Genomic DNA, 18,298 nt, shown 5'->3' on the forward strand with positions numbered 1-18,298 from the left:
TCAGCGCGCCGCGGCCTCCGTCTCTTCAGGTGACAATTTCTCTTCGGGTGACAGATTCGCAAGCAGAGACAAGGACAACGTCTCTCCTCCTTCGCCCTCTTCCTGCTTCAACAGCATGTTGCCCTGTTCATCAAGCCCAAGGAAGGTGCCGCGAACGCGGCCCTGTGCCGTCTCCACCGCATGGCTGCGGCGATAGCCGTCGGCCCGGAAGAGCCAGTTCTCCAGAACCGGCGCGAAACCGTCCACATCCCAGGTATGGATCCAGCTCAGGAGATGCCGCGACAGGGCTTCCAGCGCGCGGCTGCGGTCGATATCCACCGCCCCCTCGTCCACAAGGCTGGTCCGATCCGGTGTCTCTCCCGGCTCCCGCGGGCCGGCAAGAGGCGCCAGCGCCAGGTCCAGACCGATCACCAGCCAGAGCGGCGCCTGGCTCTCGTCGTCCAGATCGCTCACGGCAAGGCGGGCGCGGCCCACCCTGGCGCCATTTGCCCGGACACCCGCCGGCCACTCGAAGGTCAGCGCGAATTCCGGCGGGGTCAACGCGCCAAGCGCATCGCCGGTGGCCACCATCGCCAGGAACAGCATCTCAGACGCCCGGGAACGGGGCACCTCCGGCTCCAGCACCAGCGCCAGCGAAATCCGCTCGCGGGACCGCGACCACACCAGATCGCCGGCGGAAAACAGCCCTTCCGCCGCCCCCCGGATCGCGACCCGCATCGGGTCTTCCGCCTCGCCGGTCGCATGGCCAGTGAACAGCGGCGGGAATATCGGATCGGCAAGATCCACGCGCGAGGCCCTCCATGGCCAACCTGACGAGATGCCGGCGACGGCATCGCCACCGACGACGTCAGACGTTGAGATTTTGAATCAATTGCGCTTCGGAAAGGGATTCAACGAACACGTTTTGCTGAATCCCGTCAGCAATTTGCGGCAATTTGCAAAACTGTCGAGTCATCCTGCCCGAACCGCCTGCACCGATCAATCCAGGTCGATCTTGCCGGTGACCACATGCTCGAACTCCTGACCGTCGAGGGTGAACACCACCTTCGCCGACAGGCTGCCGCTGGTCAGCCCGGCATCTCGCACATGGGCTTCGAGCGCCTGCTGCGAGGTCACGCCGACCTGTTTCAGGAACTTGCGCATGGACATGTTGAAGGTGTCGCTGGTCATGGGGTCTGGCTCCTCATCTGTCGTTCTGGCGGACTTCCTGCGTTCAGGGTGCGGCGCGCGTTTTTCTCGGCGCTGTGGCCTGCCTGACAAACCGATTCATCTGCTTCGCGCAGTGAATCGCAAAATCGCTGCAAGCTTATGACTGTTTTGACATTTTTCGGGTTTCCTCACGCATTCCCTTCACCTGTCCGATTGGTTCGCAGGCCGCGTGCCATCGCCCGGCGACAGGCGGACCGCGCCGGGGGTCTGGGTGGTGTAGACCGCCGAGGAGGAGTAATCGAAGCCCTTGTTCAGCACCGCCCAGGCGCCGATGCCGATGGCGGCCATCACCACCACTGCGCTCAAGAATGCCTTCATCGTCTCTCGTCCTCTGCTTGGCCGGCCGGTGGCTGGCCCGGCGCCGGCATCCCCTTTGGGGCCGTCGCGCGTTTGAGATAGGCCACCAGAGCCCTGCGCTCTTCCTGGTCGGTCAGGCGCTGTAGCGGCATCTTCGACCCCGGCGTCACCAGATCCGGACCGCGAGCGAAGAGATCCGACACGGTCTCTTCCGTCCAGATGAACCCGGCCTCTCGCAAGGCCTTCGAATAGGGATACCCGGGCAGGCTGCCCGCCCGCCGTCCGAACAGGCCATGGAGGGTCGGCCCGGCGCGGTTGCCATCCGCCGGCGTCAGCGTATGGCAAACCGAGCATTTGCGCGCGAACTGCCGCGCGCCCGGATCCCCGGTCTCGCCCACCTGAAACCGCCGGGGCGCGCTCTGCCCGCTGTCATCGAAGGCGACGCGCGGGTTCACCTGCCAGACGCTGACATGATCATCGAGCCCGACATGTAAGGCCCGGCGGCCATCCCTGTTCAACGCCAAACCCCAGACCGGCCCATGCGGGTTGTCATAGGCCTCCAGCAGATGCCAGTCGTCGGTGGCATAGACCCGGATCGCCCCGTCGCCACCGCCACCGGCAAGCCGGCGCCCATCGGCGGACAAGGCCAGCGCCAGCACCGGCCGCGTATGGCTGGCGAGCTGTTTGACGATTTCGCCGCTCAAAGGATCGAGCACCGCCAGCGTGCCATCGGCCGCGCCAAACACCAGCCGCCGGCCATCCCCGGTCAGCGCCAGCACGTTGACACCCCAGCCATGGCGGTACACCTCGCGCAGCAAGCCGCCGGTGGCCCGGTCGAACAAGCGGATGCCGCCATCATAGGCAGCGGTGTAGACCCCTGCCCCGTCCGGCGTGATCGCCACCGCGTTGACCGGGCCGCGATGCCCCTCAAGCCGGGGGGCTTCGACAAGCCTGTCACCGGCAAGGGCGAAGACCCGCGCGGTGTGGTCCCAGGAGGCGGCCACGACGAAGTTGCCATCGGGTGCGGCCCGCACCTGGATCAGCTTTTCCTCGCCGGTGTCGACCCGGTCCAGCACCTGCCCCGTCCCCAACCCCCAGAGCAGGATGGCGCCATCGTCGCCAACGGACACCGCCCGGTCTGCGGGGAGGAAACGGACATCGTTCACCGGTGCGTCATGACCGATCAGGCGATGGACCACGCCCGCGCCCTGATCCTGCCGCTGCCAGAGGATGACCGAATAATCGAAGGAGGCGGACAAGGCCCGGGTCTCGTCCCGCGACAGGACGATGGACTTGACCGGTCCGCCATGACCCTCAAGCCGGCCGGACCACTCCGCCGCCACCACCGCGGTCGGCGCCTGCGACACGACGAGTGCGGCGGCAGCCGAGGCAAAGGCCGCCCGGGCAAACCGTCCAGCCAGGGGCGCGGCCCGCCACATGCGCGCTACTCCGCCGCCTGTGTCGCGCCCGTGCCGGCGCCCTTCTGACGTGCCAGCACCTCTTCCACCCAGAGCGAATGGTGCTCCCTCGCCCAGTTGAGATCGACCTCACCGGACCCCATCGCATCAAACGCGCCCTCCATACCGAGGGAGCCGATGTAGATGTGGCCGATGATCACACAGATCAGCACGACGCTCATGATCGAGTGCCAGAGGCTGGCGAGCTGCTGCTCCTGCACCACGGTCAGCGGCACCGGCAGGCTGGCGCCGAACAGGCTGTTGATCACCTCGAACGTCCCGCCGAAGAAATGAGTGGTGTAAGGGAACAGCAACGACCAGCCGGACAGGGAAATGGAGAGGCCGACCAGGACCGTCGCCCAGAAGATCAGCTTCTGTCCGGCGTTGAACTTCTTCGCCGGCGGATGAAGGCGCTTGGAAAAGAGACCGCCGGCCTGCAGGATCCACTTTATGTCGGTCCGGTCCGGCAGGTTATGGCGCACCCACATCAGGAAGATGAGAGCCAGACCGGCCATGAAGGCAAAGGCCAGATAGTTGTGCAGATACTTGCCCAAGGCGGTGACGGCGCCAAAGGCATCCGCGCCGATGACCGGTAGCAGGACATAGCGCCCGTACATCACGTTGAGCCCGGTCAGCGCCAGAATGATGAAGGAGGTGGCCAGCAGCCAGTGCCCGAAACGCTCGACCGCCAGAAAGCGGGTGATGGTCCGCTCGCTGCGGCCATGCTCGATGCGGATACGGCCGCGAATGGCGAAGAACAGCGCCAGGATCACGATCATCGCCAGCAAGGCCCAGCTGGCATAAAGCGCCAGCGGACCATTGCGCACCGCCCGCCACAGCTCGCCCTCGGACTGCACCAGCGTCGCGGCCTTCTTGTCCGGGATCGATACCTTGCCATCCGCCCCCTGGCGCACCGCCCGCCAGAAATCGGAATCCGACGTGGTCCCGAGGGTGTTGCCCGGCACCATGCCGCCGGTGGGGGACGCTGCCGCCGGCACCTCTTTGGTGCCCTGCTGGGCCAGCGCCGACCCGCCCTGCCCAATGGCAAACACCATCGCCGACAGCACCAGAACCAGGGCCGCAATCCCACGCCACGCCCAACGCCCTTTGCTGGCTCCGGTACATCCGTTCCGCATTCTCAGCATTCCTTACCTTCCGCCGCACCCGACAGGACCACCGCCAAATGGCCACGCCTTGCATCGGCTGACGTCGACAGCGCTGCCTCCCGGGCCGGCGTGTCCGGCGCAAATGGGGCGCAAATGGCTAGAACCGCTGGCGCTCGCCGCGCTGGCGCAACTCCCGGCGTTGTTCCTCGGTCAGTTCGGTATCGCTGGCCCCGGCGTAGACGCCCTTTTCCAGTCCGAGAACACGGTTCTGCTCATCTTCGCGGCAGCCCGGCACGGCTGCCAGAAGCACGCCGGCCAGCGCAAGCACCGGCCACGGTCCCAAACCCGATCTCACCCGGATCGCTCCTTTTGCCAAATCCGCTTTCCGGTGGGCACCTGTGATGGCGCCCGCCCGAGGACAGGCAGGGGCAACCCGACAGGCCGCCCCGGCATCTGGCCTCACGGCTGCCGGACCAAGCATCCCCAAGCCTTTTCAGGGATCGCCCGCCCCCTAGATGTTACCGGCCTTCTGTTCGTAGGCGGTGCCCCAGCCCCAGGCGCCGGAGCCAAACCCACGGGCAACGATGCGCTCGCGGTAGATCGCCGAAACCACATCGCCATCGCCGGCCAGAAGCGCCTTGGTCGAACACATCTCGGCACAGAGCGGCAGTTTGCCCTCGGCCAGACGGTTGCGGCCGTATTTGGCGTATTCGGCCGAGGAATTGTCCGCCTCCGGCCCGCCGGCGCAGAAGGTGCATTTGTCCATCTTGCCGCGCGAGCCGAAATTGCCGGCCTGCGGATACTGAGGCGCGCCGAAGGGACAGGCGTAGAAGCAGTAGCCGCAGCCGATACACAGATCCTTGGAGTGCAGCACCACCCCTTCATCGGTCTGATAGAAGCAATCGACCGGACAGACCGCCATGCAGGGCGCGTCCGAGCAATGCATGCAGGCCACCGAGATGGAGCGCTCACCCGGCTTGCCGTCCTGGATGGTAACCACCCGGCGCCGGTTGATGCCCCAGGGCACCTCATGCTCGTTCTTGCAGGCAGTGACGCAGGCGTTGCACTCGATGCAGCGCTCGGCGTCGCAGAGGAATTTCATCCGTGCCATGATCTGCTCCCCTTACGCCGCGCGCTCGATACGGCACAGCGTGGCCTTGGTTTCCTGCATCTGGGTGACGGAATCGTAGCCGTAGGTCTGCGCCGTGTTCGACGCCTCGCCCAACACATAAGGGTCCGCCCCCTTCGGGTATTTCGACCTGCGGTCCTCGCCCTGGAAATGACCGCCGAAGTGGAACGGCATGAAGGCAACGCCCTCGCCGACCCGCTCGGTCACCATCGCCATCACCTTGACCTTGCCGCCTTCCGGCCCATGCACCCAGACCATCTCGCCATCGCGAATGCCCAGGTTGTTGGCATCGCGCGGATTGATCTCGACAAACATGTCCTGCTGCAGCTCGGCCAGCCACGGGTTGGACCGGGTTTCGTCGCCGCCGCCCTCGTATTCGACCAGCCGCCCCGACGTCAGGATCATCGGGAACTCGCCCGAGAAGTCCTTTTCCTGGATCGACTTGTAGGCGGTCGGCAGACGCCAGAACACCTTGTCGTCATAGGTGGCATATTTGTCGAGCAGGTCGCGCCGGTTGGTGTAGAGCGGCTCCCGGTGCAGCGGCACCGGGTCGGGGAAAGTCCAGACCACCACACGCGCCTTGGCATTGCCGAAGGGCGCGCAGCCGTGCTTGATCGCGACCCGTTGGATACCGCCGGACAGGTCGGTCTTCCAGTTGGTCTTCTCCCCGGCCACCGCGTCGATGGCGGCCCGCTCCTCGTCGGTCAAGTCACCGTCCCAGCCAAGCTTCTGCAGCATGGCCATGGTGAACTCCGGATAGCCATCCTCGATTTCCGAGCCGGCCGACCAGGAGCCTTCGGCCAGAAGGTTGTCGCCATCGCGTTCGGTACCGAAGCGGGCGCGGAAGGTCAGACCGCCCTCGGCCACCGACTTGGACGGATCGTAGAGGATCGGCGTGCCCGGATGCTTCATCTCCGCCGTCCCCCAGCAGGGCCAGGGCATGCCGTAATAATCGCCGTCGCACGGCCCGCCGCGCGCCTCCAGCGTGGTGCGGTCGAATGTGTGCTGATTGGCCATGTGCAGTTTCAGCCGCTCCGGCGACTGGCCGGTGTAGCCGATGGTCCACATGCCGCGATTGAACTCGCGGGTCAGGTCCTCGATCAGCGGCTCCTCGCCATTCACCTCGATGTTCTTGAACATCTCGTCGGCAAAGCCGAACTTCACCGCGAACTTGTGGGCGATGGTGTGATCGGGCAGGGATTCGAACAGCGGATCGAAGATCGCCTCGCGCCACTGCAACGAACGGTTGGAAGCGGTGACCGATCCGTAGGTCTCGAACTGGGTGGCCGCCGGCAGCAGGTAGACATTGTCGGTACGGTCCGACAGCACCGCCGACATGGTCGGATAGGGATCGATCACGACCATCAGGTCGAGCTTCTCCATCGCCACCTTCATGTCCGGGAGCCGGGTCTGCGAATTCGGGGCATGACCCCACAGCACCATCGCCCGCACATTGTCCGGCTGCTGGATGTTCTCCTTGTCCTCAAGCACGCCGTCGATCCAGCGTGACACCGGAATGCCGGAGCTTTCCATCAGCTCCTTGGAGCCGAACCGGCTGAGCAGGAAGTCGTAGTCGACATCCCAAACCCGGGACCAGTGCTTCCAGGAGCCTTCCGACAGCCCGTAATAGCCCGGCAGCGTATCGGCCAGCACGCCGAGATCGGTGGCCCCTTGCACATTGTCATGACCGCGGAAGATGTTGGTACCGCCACCCGCCTTGCCCATGTTGCCGAGCGCCAGCTGCAGCACACAATAGGCCCGGGTGTTGTTGTTGCCGTTCGAGTGCTGGGTGCCGCCCATGCACCAGATCACGGTGCCGGGCCGGTTGTTCACCAGCGTGCGCGCCACGCGCCGAAGCTGCGAGCCGGGAACGCCGGTCACCCGCTCGGTCTCTTCCGGCGTCCATTTCGCCACCTCCGCACGGATCTGCTCCATGCCCCATACGCGCTGGCGGATGAATTCCCGGTCTTCCCAGCTGTTTTCGAAAATGTGCCAGAGAATGCCCCAGACCAGCGCCACGTCCGTTCCCGGCCGCATCCGCACATACTCCGACGCATGGGCCGCGGTGCGGGTGAAGCGCGGATCGCAGACGATCAGCGGCGCGTTGTTCTCTTCCTTCGCCTTCAACAGATGCAGCAGCGAGACCGGATGGGCCTCGGCCGGATTTCCGCCGATCAGGAAGATCGCTCGGCTGTTGTGAATGTCATTGTAGGAATTGGTCATCGCCCCGTAGCCCCAGGTGTTGGCAACACCTGCGACCGTGGTGGAGTGACAGATCCGGGCCTGATGGTCGACGTTGTTCGTACCCCAGAAGGCGGCGAACTTGCGCACCAGATAGGCCTGCTCGTTGCTGTGCTTGGCCGAGCCGAGCCAGTAGACGCTGTCCGGACCGCTTTCCTCGCGGATCTTCATCATCTGGTCGCCGATCTCGTCGATCGCCTGATCCCAGGAGATCCGCTCCCATTTGCCGTTGACCAGCTTGGTCGGGTATTTCAGCCGCCGCTCGCCATGGGCGTGCTCGCGTACCGAGGCGCCCTTGGCGCAATGGGAACCGAGGTTGAACGGGCTGTCGAAGCCGGGCTCCTGTCCGGTCCAGACCCCGTCCTGCACCTCGGCCAGCACCGTGCAGCCGACCGAACAATGGGTGCAGACCGATTTCTTGATCTCGACCTTCGCCGATGTCGGCCCGGCGGCCTCCGCCTTGCGCACCATGCCGCCCGTCAGGGCGCCGGCGGCGGCAAGACCGCCCGCCGCGAGACCGGAACGGCGCAGAAAGGCACGGCGGTCCATCGCACTCGTGCCGATGGCCTCGATTGCCGATGACAACCGGGTCCGACGGGCCGTCGCGCTCGTCTTCTTCCTCAGCATCTCGTTTCTCCCTCAGTCGCGCGCTCAAGCGATCCAGCCGACGCGCCCCGGCGCCCCGCACAAGAACGGGCGCGCCACATGGTGTCGTTTCAGAAGCGGGCGCTGGCGTAGAACGCCTTCACATGCTCGGTCTCGCGATAGCCGGCCGCCGTCTCGGACGGCGTTTCGGCCGCCTGCGCGGCACCGCCAACCAGCGTCGCCGACCCGGCCACCGCGCCAAGCCCGGCAAGCTTGAGAAACCCGCGCCGATCCGCCTCGATACCGGCGTCGTGCCCGTTGTTCTTCCGCGTCATGCCCGTCTCCTCGATCGTCTCGATCTTCATCCGTCGGCGTCTGACAACGCCAGGTTCATCACATTTCACGTCTCACTCCGGCTCACGCGCACCGCGCGCCGTCAGCCTACGGGACCTTCATCGCCCGTGGCCCGCTCCGACGCGAACAGCGCATCGGCCTGCTCTTCCAGATCCAGAAACACCTGTCCCAGCCGGCCGAGCGCCGGGTACAGCCGACCCGTGGTCGAAGCCGCCAGATCCTTGAAGAAATAGGGAGCCCAGTTACCCAGATGCGCCCGGAAGAAATGCCCTTGCGCGGCAGGGGCGCCCGGATCGCCGAAGCTGCCGTCGATCAGGCCGGCCATGATCTGACACAGCGCGGCGATGTGATCCTCCGGCTCGCGCACGGACGGGTCGCGTTCGACGCCAAGCCGGCGCATCTCCTGGCGCAGCAACGCCAGCGGCTTTTCGTTGAGAAAACCGGTCAGGTAGTAGGAGGCGTAGGGCACAAGCTCGCCGCGCCCGACGCCGATGAACAGGTCGTGATACTCCCGCGCGGCCCGTTCCGGCGTGGTGCCGGCGGCCGCCGAGGCCAGATCGGACAGTGCCTCGCCAATCGGTCCGCCACCGCTTCCGGGCAAGGCGCTGACGACCGTCAGCCAGTCGCGCGTCACCGGCGCTTCCAGCGCGCTGGCGAGAATGCCATAAAGCGCTGCCCGGTCCCGATCTTCCGGCGCGATGCGCGCGGGATCAGGCGCAGGGACACGCTCCGGTGTCGTTATATTGGGCCCGTCGGGATTCATTGCTGCAGCCGTCATTCAGACAGTCTCCCTCCTCCGTAGAATAGCCAAGCGGACAAGGACCGGCAATTGAATTCAATTTTGCGCTGCGGGCGCTAATCCCTTCATTTTCAAGATATTTTTCGGCTATTTTGGGAAATAAAGACAGACAATGACACAGAATGCATAAGCGAAGGGGCACGCACATACTGCAACGCAACATCGCACCTGCCCTCGCACGCCGGAAGCTACGGATTCTTTCCCCTGAAAAGGCTGACGGCCGGACCTGGGGCGGCGCCCGGTTCCGGCACGCAGGTGCCGCGACTCGCGGGCGAGACGTGAGCCCGGGCAGGTGCGCGATGCCCCTGCCCGGCGTCCCTATTTGATTTGTCGCCACGCCTCCTTCGCGTGGCGGGCCTCAGCTTTCCAGCACGATCTTCGGCGCGTCGCGCTGGCCCTCGGCGCGGTTGCGCTCCACCTCCGCCCAGACCCGCCGGGCGATCTCCCTATAGACGGCGGCATGAGCGCCGTCGGGATCGGTCACGGTCACCGGCGTGCCGGCATCGGAGGTTTCGCGAATGGCCATGTCCAGCGGCACTTCGCCGAGGAAGGGCACGCCCAGCTTTTCCGCCTCGTCCCGGGCTCCGCCATGACCGAAGATGTCATGCCGGCCGCCGCAATCGGGGCAGAGGAAGTAGCTCATGTTCTCGACGATGCCGAGCAGCGGCACATCGACCCGGCGGAACATGTTGAGCCCCTTGCGCGCATCGATCAGCGCCAGATCCTGCGGCGTGGAGACGATCACCGCGCCGGCGAGCGGCACGTTCTGCGCCATGGTGAGCTGGGCGTCGCCCGTTCCCGGCGGCATGTCGACCACCAGCACGTCGAGCTCGCCCCACGCGACCTCGCGCAGCATCTGGGTGATCGCCGAAATCACCATCGGCCCGCGCCAGATCATCGGCGTCTCTTCCTCAACGAGGAAACCCATGGACATCACCTTGATGCCATAGCCCTCCAGCGGCTTGAGGATCCGACCCGAGACCGGCTCCGGCCGGCCCGACACCCGGAACAGGCGCGGGATCGACGGGCCGTAGATATCCGCGTCGAGCACGCCGACACGCAGGCCGTTGGCCTGAAGCGCCAGCGCCAGATTGCAGGTGGTGGTCGATTTGCCCACGCCGCCCTTGCCCGAGGCAACGGCGATGATCGCGCCGACACCCGGCACCCCGGGCTTGGCCGCGGCCGGCTCCTTGCCCTTGGCTGCGGCACCGCCCCGCCCCTGCATTGGCGGCGGCACGCTGGCCGCATCGCCCGCGGCCGGCGCGGGCCGCACCGGCGCGCTGCCCGGCTTGCGCTCGGACGTCAGCGCGGCCAGCACCTTCTTCACGCCCGGCAGCTTCGACACCACCTTCTCCGCCGCCTGGCGCAGCGGTTCCAGCTCCTGCGCCCGCTCCGCCGGCACGGTGATCGAGAAGATCACCCGCCCTTCGGACAGGAACACATCCGACACCAGCCCGAGCGAGACGATATCCCCTTCAAGGTCCGGCCCCTTGACCTTGGCAAGCTCCGCCAGCACCTCTTCGCGGGTCGGCATCTCGCCGTCCTTTTTCTTCCAGAACATTCCGTGTCACTCCAAGTGCCGTTCGGCCAAATCCGTACAGGAACCTAGTCCGGCATGGAGGCGAAGGGAACCGTTCAAGCCCTCCGAGAAGGAAAACCCACAAGGGTGCGACAAAAAACGACAGCGCCCGCCCGGGTTAAGGTTTTGGCAAGCATGTCACCAGAGATCGCTAAAATGTGATGAAAATTACCTACAAATACGAAGGTTCGGGTGCATCCTTAACTTAACGTCAATCAGCGCCGCCCAGGCTTGGTGACGAACAAGGAACGCAACAGAAAACGGGAGGGCGAGATCATGACCCTCAATGCGATCTGCTACCGCGCCGACATCGACTGGCGCAGGGTTCATCAACCGGCGGACCGGGAAATCGAACGGGCGCTCCAGCGTGCGCGGCGCCTCAACCGGCTGAACGGCGTAACCGGCGCCTTGCTGCTGTTTTCCGATCACGTGCTGCAATGGATCGAGGGCGAGCCCGACAGCATCGCCGACACCCTGGAGTGCGCGACCCGCGACCGGCGGCTGACCTCCCTGGAGGTGCTGGCCAGCGGCCCGCTCGCCACCCGTCTCTTCCCCCATTGCTGGCTCTATTTCGGCGACCACCGCCACGACAGCGGGCAACGGGACCATGAGTTCGCACGGCTCGCCGCCCTGGGCGGACGCCGGTCGCTGGAAGGCGTCGGTGCGGCACTGGCACCGGTCTCCTGCGTGCTGAAATCGGCGGAAATCACCTACGCCGCCATGCTCGTGTAGCGCGCCATCCGGTGATGATTTCCGACCTGGAAAGGAAACCGTCCTTTCCGGTAAGTTAATGACACTGTTCAACATTCACCCCGACCGCTTTACGCAACCCAAAGGTGTCGCAGCTAAGGTGCCGTCATTGAGAAACGCTCAAGGCGGGAGTGCCGGGAATGGCTGTCACACGGCTTTGCTATCGGAGCAAGCTGAACTACGCACACATGACGCTGCCACTCGATGAAGAGGTCGACCTCATCATTTCGAGTGCACGGCGCAACAACGCGCGCACCGGGATTACCGGCGCGCTCCTTCTGGCCGGCAACAACTTCTTTCAGGTCCTGGAAGGCGCCGAAGAGACGGTCGAGGAGACCTATGCGCGCATCAGCCAGGACCCCCGGCACAGCGGCCCGGTGGTGATCGACCGGCGGCAGGATAGCAAGCGCCTGTTCCCCGACAGCCGGCTGTTCTTCACCGACACCATGGACGCCTATGACGGCGTGCTGGCCAGCCTGTTCCTGCCCATTGCCACCGCCCCGGAACAGGTGCGTTACGATGACCTCATCTCCGTGCTGATCTTCAGCGCCGCCCGAATCGGCCGCTCGTCGATCGACCGGGACGTGATGACCGCCTGACCCCGCCCCCCTCTCGCCGCCCGGTCCGGCCCAATGCGCGGCCGGCCGGCGGGCGAACCGTCGCAGTGGCTTCCGCCCCCTTGTCACGCTCGCATCCCTGCCCATAGTTTGAGGCCTGATCCTGCCCGGATCGACATGATGCCCCAGGGAGAAGCCCTTGCGCGCTAGATGCGTTTCCGACGCCCCGCTGCCTGATTTTCACATTCGCCCCGATCCGGACGATCCCCGGCTGTCGCAGCCTGTCAGCGGGCTGGACCAGGACGGCAAACCGGTCGACCTCAGGGTCGTCTCCGAGCGGGCGCTGACCCTTTTTCTCAATTCGCAGGAAGTGGTCACGATGATGACCATCGGCGACCGGCCTGACCTGCTCGCCGTCGGCTATCTGCTCAATCAGAACATGCTGCGGCCGGACGATGTGCTCACCGGCATCGACTACGACGAGGATCTTGAGGTGGTCGTGGTGCGCACGGAGCGGGCCACCGACTACGAAGAGAAGATGAAGAAGAAGGTGCGCACCTCCGGCTGCGCGCAAGGAACGGTGTTCGGTGACGTGATGGAGCGGTTTGACGAAATCGCCCTCGACCCGGATGCGCGGCTTCACACCTCCTGGCTCTACGCGCTGACGAAGAAGATCAACACCCAGCCGTCGCTCTATCTCGCAGCCGGGGCGATTCATGGCTGCGTGCTGTGTCAGCAGGACCGCCCGCTGGCCTATATGGAAGACGTCGGCCGGCACAACGCGGTCGACAAGATCGCCGGCTGGATGTGGCTCAACAAGGTGCCGGCCGCCGACAAGATCTTCTACACCACCGGGCGCCTGACCTCCGAAATGGTGATCAAGACCGCGCTGATGGGAATTCCTGTTCTCGTATCGCGCTCCGGCTTCACCGCCTGGGGCGTGGAGCTTGCCCGCCGGGTCGGCCTGACCCTCGTCGGCCGAGCACGCGGCAAGCGCTTTGTCGTTCTGTCCGGCAGCGAACGGATCGTCTATGACATGGCGCCCGGCGAGGCGGAGGATGAGTCTCCCCGCCACCGGCGCAAGGGCGCGCGCGCCGAGGAGACGGACACATGAGCGGCATGCCCCCGAGCGCGGCGAATCTTTCCCCCGGACCAGTGGTCGGCTGCATTCTCGCCGGCGGCCTGGCCCGGCGCATGGGCGGAGGCGACAAGCCGCTGATGGACCTTGGCGGGCGGCCGATGCTGGCCCATGTCATCGACCGGCTGCGCCCCCAGGTGAACCACATGCTGCTCAACGCCAACGGCGATCCGGCGCGCTTTGCCCGGTTTGACCTTCCGGTCATCGCCGATCCGGTCGAGGGCTTTGCCGGGCCGCTTGCCGGGGTGCTGGCCGGGCTGACCCATGTGCGCGCCCACTTTCCCGAAGCCAAAGGCATCGTCACCGTGGCCGGCGACACCCCCTTCTTCCCCGCCGATCTGGTCGCCCGGCTGTTGGCCGAACGCGATCCGAAGGCGCCGACCATCGTTCTCGCCGAGGCTTCGGGCAAATACCATCCGGTGTTCGGCTATTGGCCGGTGGCGCTGACCGATCCGCTTGAACGCTTCCTTATCGAGGGCACCACCCGCAAGGTGCTGGCCTTCGTCGAGCGCCACACCAATGCCCGCGCCGATTTCACCCCGCCCCCCGGCGGGCGCGATCCCTTCTTCAACATCAACACGCCCGAGGACCTGCATGAGGCCGCGGCTACGCTGGCGGGCAGCGCCTCATGACCGGCGCCCTGCCCCCGGTGTTTGGCGTGACCGGCTGGAAGAACTCCGGCAAGACCACCATGGTGGAACGGCTGGTGCGGGAACTCACCGCGCGCGGCCACAAGGTCTCCACCGTCAAGCACGCCCATCATGGCTGCGATGTCGATCATCCGGGCACCGACAGCCTGCGCCACCGCGAGGCCGGTGCCAGCGAGGTGGCGCTGGTCTCCGGCCGGCGCTGGGCCTTGATGCATGAGCTGCGGGAGGAGAGCGAGCCGCCGCTTGACGAAATCCTTGCGCGACTGTCGCCCTGCGATCTGGTGCTGATCGAGGGCTACAAGCGCGAAGGGCACCCCAAGCTGGAGGTCCGCCGCCGGGAGGCGGTGCGCGGCGAACCGCTGGCGCCGCGCGACCCGCAAATCCGGGCGATTGCCAGCGATGGCACCGAGGACAGCGGCGGGTTGCCGCTTTTCGACCTCGACGACATTCCGGCCATCGCCGATTTCATCCTTCATCACTGCGGTCTTGCTGACCCGGGAGACCTTCGCCATGACCGGCGCTAAACGCTTGCTCGACGACTGCTTCCTTCACGATGGCGACCGGCTGCGCCATGACGAGGCGCTGGCTATCCTGAAGGACCGGGTGCGCCCGGTGGCGCGCACGGAAACCGTACCTCTTGAGGAGGCGAGCGACCGGGTGCTGGCGCAAGGGATTGTCTCGGAGCGCAACATTCCCGACACCGATAACTCGGCGGTCGACGGCTATGCCTTTTGCGCCGCCGATCATGCGGCAACCGGCGGGTTCTTTCCGATCTCCGCCCGGATCGCCGCTGGCCATCCGGCCACCGCGCCGCTCGTTCCGGGCAGCGCGGCGCGGATCTTCACCGGCGCGACAATGCCGGAGGGGGCCGATACGGTGGCCATGCAGGAGGATTGCGAGACCCACGAGCAGGACGGGCGCCCCTTCGTCATCGTGCCCGCTGGCCTGAAGGCGGGAGCGAATCGCCGCCGCGCCGGCGAGGATGTCGCCGCCGGAAGCCCGATTCTGGAAGCGGGAACCCGCCTGCGCCCGCAGGAGCTTGCAGCGATCGCCTCCACCGGCACGTCAACGGTCGAGGTGTTTTCCCGGCTGCGGGTGGCGCTTGTCTCGACCGGCGACGAATTGCGCCGGCCGGGGGCGCCGCTGCCCAAGGGCGGGGTCTACGACAGCAATCACTATCTTCTGCGCGCGTTGCTCGATGGCCTTGGCGCCCGAATCACCGATGTCGGCATTCTGCCCGACGATCCGCAGACGGTGCGCGCGGCGCTCGCCCGCACGGCAGCCGATCATGATGCGATTCTGACCACGGGCGGTGCTTCGCGCGGCGATGAGGATCACCTGGTCGAGGCGCTCGATGCCATCGGCAAGCGGCACCTTTGGCAATTGGCGATCAAGCCCGGCCGGCCGATGAATTTCGGCCAGATCGGCGACTGCCTGACCTTCGGCCTTCCTGGCAACCCGGTGGCGGCAATGGTCTGTTTCCTGCTCTATGTGCGGCCCGTGCTGTCGGTGATGGGCGGCGCAGGCTTTGCCGAGCCGCGCCGGTTTCAGGTGCCCGCCGACTTCTCCGTCGGGCAGAAAAAGCCCGGTCGGCGCGAGTTCTATCGCGGCAGTCTTGCCACCGATGCGCAAGGGCGCACGGTCGTGCGCAAGTTCGAGCGGGACGGCTCGGGCCTGATCACCAGCCTGCGCGAAGCCGATGGGCTGATCGAAATTCCCGAGGACGCGGTGTCGGTGGCGGCCGGCGAAGCGGTGGCGTTTCTCCCGTTTCCGGAACTGGGCCTGCGCGCCCGCTGAGTGCGCTGCCCCTCCCCTGCTGGTCTCCCAGCGTCCGAAGGGATCGGAAATTTGCCCCTGCCGCTGCGCAAGGTTGTTGAAATCCGGATGAAATTGGTGGGAGTATGACCGCTGATCTACGAAGCGGCGACTGAACAAGCCGCATCCGGACAAACAACCAGAACCACAGGGGACAAGCACCATGAAATTGTTGAAGCTCGCGGCCGCAACCGCACTGGTCCTGGCCACGCTCGGCGGGGCGCAGGCCAAGGACTGGACAAAGGTGCGGATCGGCACCGAGGGCGCCTATCCTCCGTTCAACAACCTCACCTCCGACGGCAAGCTGGTCGGTTTCGATATCGATATCGCCAATGCGCTCTGCGCGTCGATGAAGGTCGAGTGCGAATTCGTCGTGCAGGACTGGGACGGCATGATTCCCGCGCTTCAGGCCGGCAAGTTCGATGCGGTGATCGCGTCCATGTCGATCACCGACGAACGGCGGGAAAAGGTCGATTTCACCAACAAGTATTACAGCACGCCGCCGGCCATTGCCGTGCCCAAGGACAGCGATATCACCGAAGCCAGCGACGCGGCACTTGCCGGCAAGCTGCTCGGCGCCCAGTCCTCGACCACCCACTCCAACTATGCCGAGGCCAAGCTCGGATCGGCCGAGTTGAAGCTCTATCCGACCCCGGACGAGTACAAGCTCGACCTCGATTCGGGCCGGCTCGACGCGGCGATCGACGATGTGGTCGTGCTGTCGGACTGGCTTGCCTCCAAGGATGGCGCCTGCTGCAAGCTGCTCGGCACCCTGACACCGGACCCGGAGATCTACGGCGAGGGCATCGGCATCGCCATCCGCAAGAACGAGGATGACCTGAAGGCCATGCTGAATACCGCCATTCAGGCGATTCGCGACGACGGCACCTACGACAAGATCCAGGCGTCCTATTTCGACTTCGACGTCTACGGCGACTGATCGACCGCGACCGATGATGCCTAACGCGATGCGGCGGCCCACCGCCGCATCGCGCCTTGCAAGGCGGCCTTCATGACCGATGCCCTGATGTTGCTTTCATTCGGCGACAACGGCTGGGGCGACCAGATCGCGCGCGGTACGCTGGTCACCGTTTCCCTGGCCCTTGCCTCGCTGCCGCTCGGCCTCGTGGTCGGCTTTCTCGTTGCCCTTGCCAAGACCTCGTCGGAGGCGTCGATGCGCGCGGCGGCGAATATCTACACCACCCTCTTTCGCGGCCTGCCCGAGCTGTTGACCCTGTTCCTCGTCTATTACGGCGTGCAGATCCTGCTTAACGAGCTGGTCCGACAGTTCGACCCAACCGCCAATGTGGACGTCAATGCCTTCGTCGCCGGCATGGTGGCGCTGTCGCTGGTGTTTTCATCCTATGCGTCGGAGGCCTTCCTCTCCGCCTTTCGCGGCATCAAGCAGGGGCAATACGAGGGCGGCTATGCGCTCGGCCTGAGCAAGGGCCAGACCATGTGGCTGGTGATCGCGCCGCAGCTCATTCGCCTTGCCCTGCCCGCGCTCGGCAATCTGTGGCTGATCCTCCTGAAGGAAACCGCGCTGGTGTCGGTGATCGGGCTTGAGGACCTCTTGCGCTGGGCCGGCGTCGCCGCCCGGGTGACCAAGGAGCCGTTCCTGTTCTTCGGCACCGCCTGCCTGATCTACCTGGCGCTGTCGATCATCTCCTCCGCCGGTCTCAGCCGGATCGATGCCTGGAGCCGGCGCGGCGAGGTGCCCAGATGAGCGTGAACACCCTTGCCCCCATTGCCGCGCGCAAGCCGCCCCCCGCTCCGGAACGCGGCTGGACCGGCAGCCGGATCGCCGGCCATGTGCTGATGGCGCTCTGGATTGTGTCCGGCGCCTTCCTTCTGCTGTATCTGGCCAACAACGTGATGTCGCCCTTCGTCCAGAGATACTGGAGCCAGTATCTTGAGGGCGCTGTCGTCACCATCGAGCTGGTGGCGCTGTCCATGGTGCTTGGCGCCCTGCTGTCCTTGCCGATCGCGCTGGCGCGCAGCTCGCGCAATCCGCTGCTGTCCGGGCTGGCCTATGGCTATGTCTATCTCTTCCGGGGCACGCCGCTTCTGGCGCAGCTCTTCCTGATTTACTACGGCCTTGGCAGTTTCAGAGGCTTCTTCAGCGACATCGGCCTCTGGTGGTTCTTCCGCGATGCCTGGTATTGCGCGATCTTCTCCTTCACGCTGAACACGGCGGCCTATCAGGCCGAGATCCTGCGCGGCGCGGTGCAGAACATCGACAAGGGACAGTGGGAGGCGGCCTCCTCGCTCGGACTTGGCAAGGGCGTCACCTTCTTCAGGATCATCCTGCCGCAGGCGTTGATCGTCGCGCTGCGCCCCTATGGCAACGAGCTGGTGCTGATGATCAAGGGCTCGGCCATCGTCTCGATCATCACCATCTTCGACCTGATGGGCCACACCCGCCGCTCCTTCTCCCGCTCCTACGACTTCCAGGCCTATATCTGGGCCGCCGTCCTCTACCTGATGATGGTCGAGGGCCTGCGGCGGATCTGGGATCGGCTGGAAGCCCGGCTGACCCGCCATCTGAAACGGTCCGCCTGATCGCGGCGCCGGCCAACACCCTGGCCGGCGCCCTCGTTTTTTGATTCCGCCCGCACCGGACGTGCGTTGT

General features: G+C 65.6%; 20 protein-coding genes. 9 read left to right on the top strand and 11 right to left on the bottom strand.

Features of this window, described 5'->3' with window-relative positions; all coding sequences use genetic code 11:
* The 11 genes from LC062_RS02870 to LC062_RS02920 form a co-directional block, all read right to left on the bottom strand.
* A complete protein-coding gene (locus tag LC062_RS02870; RefSeq protein ID WP_224909502.1) occupies window positions 1–786 on the bottom strand; it encodes a biotin/lipoate--protein ligase family protein in 786 nt (261 codons plus the stop codon).
* A gap of 192 nt (window positions 787–978) precedes the next feature.
* Window positions 979–1,170 carry a DUF6494 family protein gene (locus LC062_RS02875; RefSeq protein ID WP_224909503.1) on the bottom strand — a complete coding sequence of 64 codons (192 nt, stop codon included), beginning with the start codon at window positions 1,168–1,170 and terminating at the stop codon, window positions 979–981.
* A gap of 180 nt (window positions 1,171–1,350) precedes the next feature.
* Entirely contained in the window at window positions 1,351–1,527 is a 177-nt protein-coding gene (locus LC062_RS02880) for a hypothetical protein (protein WP_224909504.1), read from the bottom strand.
* Window positions 1,524–2,945: a c-type cytochrome gene (locus LC062_RS02885; protein ID WP_224909505.1), complete on the bottom strand. Its 1,422-nt coding sequence runs from the start codon at window positions 2,943–2,945 to the stop codon at window positions 1,524–1,526. The genes LC062_RS02880 and LC062_RS02885 overlap by 4 nt, the downstream gene beginning before the upstream one ends.
* 5 nt (window positions 2,946–2,950) lie before the next feature.
* A complete protein-coding gene (locus LC062_RS02890) occupies window positions 2,951–4,108 on the bottom strand; it encodes a formate dehydrogenase subunit gamma (RefSeq protein WP_224909506.1) in 1,158 nt (385 codons plus the stop codon).
* A gap of 118 nt (window positions 4,109–4,226) precedes the next feature.
* Window positions 4,227–4,424, bottom strand: a complete 198-nt coding sequence (locus LC062_RS02895) for a hypothetical protein (protein WP_224909507.1) — start codon at window positions 4,422–4,424, stop codon at window positions 4,227–4,229.
* Window positions 4,425–4,580: 156 nt separating this feature from the next.
* On the bottom strand, window positions 4,581–5,180 hold the full coding sequence (gene fdh3B / locus LC062_RS02900) for a formate dehydrogenase FDH3 subunit beta (RefSeq protein ID WP_181758344.1): 600 nt from the start codon (window positions 5,178–5,180) through the stop codon (window positions 4,581–4,583).
* A 12-nt stretch (window positions 5,181–5,192) separates the two neighbouring features.
* Window positions 5,193–8,066, bottom strand: a complete 2,874-nt coding sequence (locus LC062_RS02905; protein ID WP_224909508.1) for a formate dehydrogenase subunit alpha — start codon at window positions 8,064–8,066, stop codon at window positions 5,193–5,195.
* 89 nt (window positions 8,067–8,155) lie between these two features.
* On the bottom strand, window positions 8,156–8,359 hold the full coding sequence (locus LC062_RS02910; protein ID WP_224909509.1) for a twin-arginine translocation signal domain-containing protein: 204 nt from the start codon (window positions 8,357–8,359) through the stop codon (window positions 8,156–8,158).
* A gap of 101 nt (window positions 8,360–8,460) precedes the next feature.
* Window positions 8,461–9,156 (bottom strand): TorD/DmsD family molecular chaperone, encoded by a 696-nt coding sequence (locus LC062_RS02915; protein WP_224909510.1) that lies wholly within the window; start codon window positions 9,154–9,156, stop codon window positions 8,461–8,463.
* A 379-nt stretch (window positions 9,157–9,535) separates the two neighbouring features.
* On the bottom strand, window positions 9,536–10,711 hold the full coding sequence (locus LC062_RS02920) for an Mrp/NBP35 family ATP-binding protein (protein ID WP_224909788.1): 1,176 nt from the start codon (window positions 10,709–10,711) through the stop codon (window positions 9,536–9,538).
* Window positions 10,712–11,032: 321 nt separating this feature from the next.
* On the opposite strand from LC062_RS02920, the gene LC062_RS02925 reads away from it, so the two are divergent.
* From LC062_RS02925 to LC062_RS02965, 9 genes are all read left to right on the top strand, one after another.
* Window positions 11,033–11,488, top strand: a complete 456-nt coding sequence (locus LC062_RS02925; RefSeq protein ID WP_224909511.1) for a BLUF domain-containing protein — start codon at window positions 11,033–11,035, stop codon at window positions 11,486–11,488.
* 158 nt (window positions 11,489–11,646) lie between these two features.
* Window positions 11,647–12,105 carry a BLUF domain-containing protein gene (locus LC062_RS02930; protein ID WP_224909512.1) on the top strand — a complete coding sequence of 153 codons (459 nt, stop codon included), beginning with the start codon at window positions 11,647–11,649 and terminating at the stop codon, window positions 12,103–12,105.
* A gap of 157 nt (window positions 12,106–12,262) precedes the next feature.
* Window positions 12,263–13,177, top strand: a complete 915-nt coding sequence (locus LC062_RS02935; protein ID WP_224909513.1) for a formate dehydrogenase accessory sulfurtransferase FdhD — start codon at window positions 12,263–12,265, stop codon at window positions 13,175–13,177.
* Window positions 13,174–13,833, top strand: coding sequence for a molybdenum cofactor guanylyltransferase MobA (mobA, locus tag LC062_RS02940; RefSeq protein WP_224909514.1), 660 nt, complete (start codon window positions 13,174–13,176; stop codon window positions 13,831–13,833). The genes LC062_RS02935 and mobA overlap by 4 nt, the downstream gene beginning before the upstream one ends.
* On the top strand, window positions 13,830–14,375 hold the full coding sequence (gene mobB / locus LC062_RS02945) for a molybdopterin-guanine dinucleotide biosynthesis protein B (protein ID WP_224909515.1): 546 nt from the start codon (window positions 13,830–13,832) through the stop codon (window positions 14,373–14,375). The genes mobA and mobB overlap by 4 nt, the downstream gene beginning before the upstream one ends.
* Window positions 14,362–15,648 (top strand): molybdopterin molybdotransferase MoeA, encoded by a 1,287-nt coding sequence (locus LC062_RS02950; protein ID WP_224909516.1) that lies wholly within the window; start codon window positions 14,362–14,364, stop codon window positions 15,646–15,648. The genes mobB and LC062_RS02950 overlap by 14 nt, the downstream gene beginning before the upstream one ends.
* 181 nt (window positions 15,649–15,829) lie before the next feature.
* Window positions 15,830–16,606, top strand: a complete 777-nt coding sequence (locus LC062_RS02955; protein ID WP_224909517.1) for an ABC transporter substrate-binding protein — start codon at window positions 15,830–15,832, stop codon at window positions 16,604–16,606.
* Window positions 16,607–16,678: 72 nt separating this feature from the next.
* Complete coding sequence (locus tag LC062_RS02960) at window positions 16,679–17,392, top strand: ABC transporter permease (protein WP_224909518.1); 714 nt, start codon at window positions 16,679–16,681, stop codon at window positions 17,390–17,392.
* 2 nt (window positions 17,393–17,394) lie between these two features.
* Entirely contained in the window at window positions 17,395–18,228 is an 834-nt protein-coding gene (locus tag LC062_RS02965) for an ABC transporter permease (RefSeq protein ID WP_404829673.1), read from the top strand.
* Window positions 18,229–18,298: the final 70 nt, after the last annotated feature.

Source organism: Stappia indica, from assembly GCF_020177335.1.
Taxonomy (GTDB): Bacteria; Pseudomonadota; Alphaproteobacteria; order Rhizobiales; family Stappiaceae; genus Stappia; species Stappia indica_B.